General features: G+C 72.7%; 7 protein-coding genes. All 7 read right to left on the bottom strand.

The annotated features are described in order from the left end of the window. A partial coding sequence (locus IEZ11_RS50145) for a DnaB-like helicase N-terminal domain-containing protein (protein ID WP_229714003.1) occupies positions 1–734 on the bottom strand: 734 nt, incomplete at its 3' end. After that, on the bottom strand, positions 731–1282 hold the full coding sequence (locus tag IEZ11_RS50140) for a DUF1643 domain-containing protein (protein WP_229714002.1): 552 nt from the start codon (positions 1280–1282) through the stop codon (positions 731–733). The genes IEZ11_RS50140 and IEZ11_RS50145, both read right to left, overlap by 4 nt. Beyond that, positions 1279–1956 (bottom strand): DUF4326 domain-containing protein, encoded by a 678-nt coding sequence (locus tag IEZ11_RS50135; protein ID WP_229714001.1) that lies wholly within the window; start codon positions 1954–1956, stop codon positions 1279–1281. The genes IEZ11_RS50140 and IEZ11_RS50135 overlap by 4 nt, the downstream gene beginning before the upstream one ends. Then, a complete protein-coding gene (locus tag IEZ11_RS50130) occupies positions 1953–3185 on the bottom strand; it encodes a DNA cytosine methyltransferase (RefSeq protein WP_229714000.1) in 1233 nt (410 codons plus the stop codon). Before IEZ11_RS50130 ends, IEZ11_RS50135 begins: the two co-directional genes overlap by 4 nt. 5 nt (positions 3186–3190) lie before the next feature. Next, on the bottom strand, positions 3191–3643 hold the full coding sequence (locus IEZ11_RS50125) for an ASCH domain-containing protein (protein WP_189269811.1): 453 nt from the start codon (positions 3641–3643) through the stop codon (positions 3191–3193). After that, a complete protein-coding gene (locus IEZ11_RS50120; protein WP_189269810.1) occupies positions 3640–3930 on the bottom strand; it encodes a hypothetical protein in 291 nt (96 codons plus the stop codon). Before IEZ11_RS50120 ends, IEZ11_RS50125 begins: the two co-directional genes overlap by 4 nt. Next, complete coding sequence (locus IEZ11_RS50115; RefSeq protein ID WP_189269809.1) at positions 3927–4214, bottom strand: hypothetical protein; 288 nt, start codon at positions 4212–4214, stop codon at positions 3927–3929. The genes IEZ11_RS50120 and IEZ11_RS50115 overlap by 4 nt, the downstream gene beginning before the upstream one ends. Between the last annotated feature and the right edge of the window lie 60 nt (positions 4215–4274).

Raw genomic sequence — 4274 nt, 5'->3', positions numbered from 1 at the left:
TCCCACGCGACGGTCAGCGGGTCGATCGGCGCGTGCCGTTCGTCGAGCGTGCGCATCGCGCGGTAGACGGCCCGGAGTTCGGGGTGGCTGAAGTCCTTGTCCTGCAGCCACGGGACCTCGGCCAGCTGCCGGGGCTCGGCGAGCAGGGAAGCGACGGTCTCCGCCTCGGCCTGCAGGTCGGTCCGGGCCCGCTCGGTGCGGGGCACCGGGGTGACGGGCTGTTCGGGCTGGGTGTCGAGCAGGGTGCGCACGGTCTCCGGCGCGGCCTTCCAGGCGGCGTCCAGCTGGGCGAGGCGCCGCCCGGTGCCGTCTGCCTGTTCCAGCGCCTTGACCGCCTGGTCGGCCTCGATCTGCCGGGCGGTCTCGCGCAGCCGCTCGCCGGCGTGCTCAACCGCCCGATGGATCGCCGACTCCAGCACCATCCCGCCGTACAACGGGGCGCGGAGCGGGTCGGGGCAGACACCGGGGTTGGCCAGCCCGCTCACCCGGGAGGGGCTGAGCAGGTGCCGGATGCCCTGGTCCTCGATCTTCGCCACGGCTGCCGTCACGGCGGCCGGGACGTCGTTCGGGGCGACCTTGGTGAAGTCGATGCTGTGCAGGGCTCCCCACAGGGCGGCGTGGTCCGGGCGGCTGAAGGTGCCCGGCGGTATCCAGCGCATCGAGGGCAGCGCCTGGGGACGGAACAGCATCGCCCCCAGCAGCGCCTCCTCCGCCTTGTGGGTGAGCCTCTTCACCGGGCCACCCCCGGCTCATAGCGGGTGAGCGGGGCGGCCTTCGGCAGGTACAGCGGGTGGCGGGGGTGCCCGGCCTTGGTGGTGCCCAGGGCCCACAGCCGGGCGCCGTGTCCGGTGAGCGCCTCCTCGACGGCCTTGGCTCGACGGGTCGTGCCCCACGTCCCCCATCCGAGGGTGATGTCGCTGGCGGCCTCGGCGAGCAGCCGCAGCATGTCGTCGTTGTGCGTGCCGACGGTGTCCGGCATCCCGGTCAACGCGTACGGGCTGGTGCTCCGTACGGCGAACAGGTTGGCCAGCACCAGCCCGCCGTGACCCTCCCGGCGGGCGAAGCCGATCAGGCGGCGGACCGTGGGGTCGTCCTGGTCGGCGGTGGCTGTCGACGGGTTGAGCAGCACGAACACGGTGTGCGTGCCGCCGGGCTCCCAGGTACGGGTCAGCGCGTAGCGGTGGGTGTACCTGGGGCCGAACACGGCGGTGCCGGCGGCGTGCTGCTGGTGGGTCAGCCCGCGGGCTTCGGCCCACTCCTGGATCTGTTCGGGCAGCGTCACGACGTCACCTCCGCCGTGTTGGCCCGCTCGGCGAGCACGCGCGCGTGGCACGGTGCGTTCTTGGCGCACCAGCAGCCCAGCCGCTTGCCCCGCAGCCGGGGCAGTTCACGGGCGAGCAGCTTCGGGTGCGTGTCCAGCCACGCGTCGTACTTGGCGACGACCTCGGCGGCCGTGCCGTCCTTGCCGACCTTGAAGGGGTTGGCGAGGGGGTGGCCGGGCAGATGCCATCCGCCCTGGTACATCGGGCGGCCCACGTAGATGACGCCTCGGATCTCGGGGTCGTCGCGGCGGCCCTTGAGGCACACCACGGTGGTGCGCAGGACCAGGTGCGGGTCGTCGGCCAGCCAGATGGGGAACCACTCCTGGCGCTGGCCGTGCCGCCGGGAGCCGCACAGCTGGGTGAGGCGCTTGCCGGTGCGCTGGCATCCGTCGGCCATGTGGTCGACGCGCAGCGGGCCGATGCCGAGCAGGGTGTCGTTGGCGTCGGTCCACCGGTCGACGACGTACTCGGAGACCCACTCGGCCTCGGCCGCGTTCATCGCCTGCGGCGTGACCGGGGCGAGGGGCACGGCAGGGGTCGCCGGGGCGGGGGGCTGCGTCTCCTGCGCGGTGGGGTCGGCGAACAGGTCGAGCTGCTCGCCACCGATCATCTGGGGGTTGAAGCGCTTGGTCATACCGGCAGCACCGCCTTGGTCCGCTGCGCCACGAACGTCGCCACGGTGACGGCGACGGCGTTGCCGACCTGGAGCCCGATGTCGGTCTCGCTTCCGGCGAAGGGGTGGTGGGCGGGGAAGCCCTGAGCGCGGGCCTTCTCCGGGTTCTTCAGCGGCCGGTACTCGCAGCCGTCGACGGTCATGTCAGCGGTCGGGCGGACGAGATAGTGGTGCTCGCCGCCCTGCGCCGTGACGGTGCCGATCGGCGCGTCGAGCGAGGTGGCACCGCCGTGGTTCCGCAGGGTGATGACGAACGGCTTGCCGCCGAACTCCTGCAGGCCGTCCTCGACCCGGGCGCGGGTGGCGTCCTCGTACGGCACGCCGGGCCGGTCCCGGCGGCCGTCGCCGAAGCGGTGGCCGCGCACGTCCGGGTCGATGACCTCGCCGATTCCCCGGGTGATCGGCTCCACCCGCGCGTGGCAGCGCTCGGTCGGGCAGACGTAGTAGTACGACTGCCGCGCCTTCGAGTCCGCCTTCAGCCGGGGGTTGTAGGAGCCGACCCGCCGGCCGCCGGGCTTGCCCGGCCAGTGCTGGATTCCCTCGACCGGACCGCAGTTGGGGCAGATGGAAGCCGGGCGGGGCCGCAGGTCGGGCACGCGCCCGATGTCTTTGCGGACCATGGCCCACACCAGCCGGTCGCGGTACTGGGGGAGAGGGCCGAGCAGTCCGTCCGGGGTCTCGACGCTGATGTGCGCGGCGTTCACCGACGCGAGCGTCGGGTAGAAGTCGAGCGCGTCCCAGACGGCCAGCCAGGCGTCGAAGAGCCTGCGGTTGCGGGTCGCGAAGCCGGGGACGTTCTCGCCGCAGTAGGCCAGCACATCGCGCCGGTGGACCTCGACGTAGCGGACCGGCTCCCATGCGGTCATGCGGGTCTGGCCCCAGTCGGAGCGCTTGCGGTTCTGGTTGTCGCCGAAGTCCAGCTCGTCCTGGACGCGGGCCTGGGAGTTGCCGCCGGCCGGGGTGGACTCCCAGCAGATCGGCGAGCCGACCAGGACCTGGCAGGACGGCAGGGTGCGCATGTCGATCGTCTGAATCGCCGCTTCCCGCACGTAGATGCCGGGAACGTTGGCGCGCGCGGTCGCGACGGAGGCCGGGTGGTGGTTGGCGCCGAACGCCGGGGCGTACCCGGCGTTCATGAAGCCGCGGCCGTCGCCCCACCCGCCGCTGAACAGATGACCAGAGGTGTGCACGGCGGCTACGCCTCCTGTCCCAGAAGGCGGGCGGCGGTGTCGTCGTCCAGCTGCAGGCGGACCCGGGCGACCAGTTCGGCCGGCGGGGACCACAGCCCCAGCTGGCCCTCCTGGTGCGGGACCGGGAGGTGCAGCGCGGTCACGTCGTCGAGGACGAAGTGGTTGTAGCCGGGAAGGGACCACGGGGTGCACTCGCCGTCGTCGGCGTGGCAGTCGGCGATCCGGGCGACGGCGATGACGGCGCGCTGCTCCAGCTGCAGCCCGCGCACGACGGCGGCCATGGGCGGGTGCTTCTTCGCGGCCTTGTCGATCGAGGCGCCCGCGTGGATCAGGATCGTCCCCCGGTAGGACCAGGGCTGGACGCGGTTTTCGATCGTCTTGCCCGCGTAGGCGATGCACGCCGCGTGGGGCTGGCGGACGGTCAGCCCGCGGACCTCGCGCGGCTCGGCGGCGGTCATGCCAGCCCCTTGATGCCGCGCCAGATGCCGATGAGCACGATGGCCGTGACGACGGCGGTGATCAGGGCGCCCTTGCCGGTGGCGACGACCACGCGGCTCAGCTGCAGCGGGACCTTGCAGGCGATGCCGATGACGGTGGCCACGTAGGCGAGGAACGCGGCTCCGGCGACGTTGCCGATTCCGGCACCGGCCTTCATGGTCAGGACACCGATCAGGACCCCGATGACGGTGGCGACCAGGGCGGTGATGCGCTCGGCGGTGAGGTCGTCGGTGAAGGTGAGCTTCATCGGGCTACCGCCGCGCTCTGGTTGGGGACGAAGGTCTGGAAGTCGGCGGACTCGACGGCGAGCAGGCAGGCGCGCATGTGGGCGGCGGCGGTCTCGGGGTGCCGGCCGTACTCTGCGGCCCACTCGGCGACCGCGGCGGCGGCGCCGTTCGGGCCGAGTCGGTCGGCGGTCTTGTGGACCAGCTCGCGGGTCCGGGCCGGGTTCTCGGCGAACTCGGACTGCGGGGCCTGGGAGACGAACAGGAACTGAGCGAGCGTCGTGGTGACGCGCGAGGTGGAACGCACAGCAGCCTCCGGTGAAGGAGAGAAGAGACGGGGGGTCCGGCCTGCCCCGGGCGGGAGCGC

Origin of the sequence: Streptomyces fuscichromogenes (assembly GCF_014645815.1) — a bacterium.
Taxonomy (GTDB): domain Bacteria; phylum Actinomycetota; class Actinomycetes; order Streptomycetales; family Streptomycetaceae; genus Streptomyces; species Streptomyces fuscichromogenes.
This window is presented reverse-complemented; position numbering and strand designations above follow the sequence as displayed.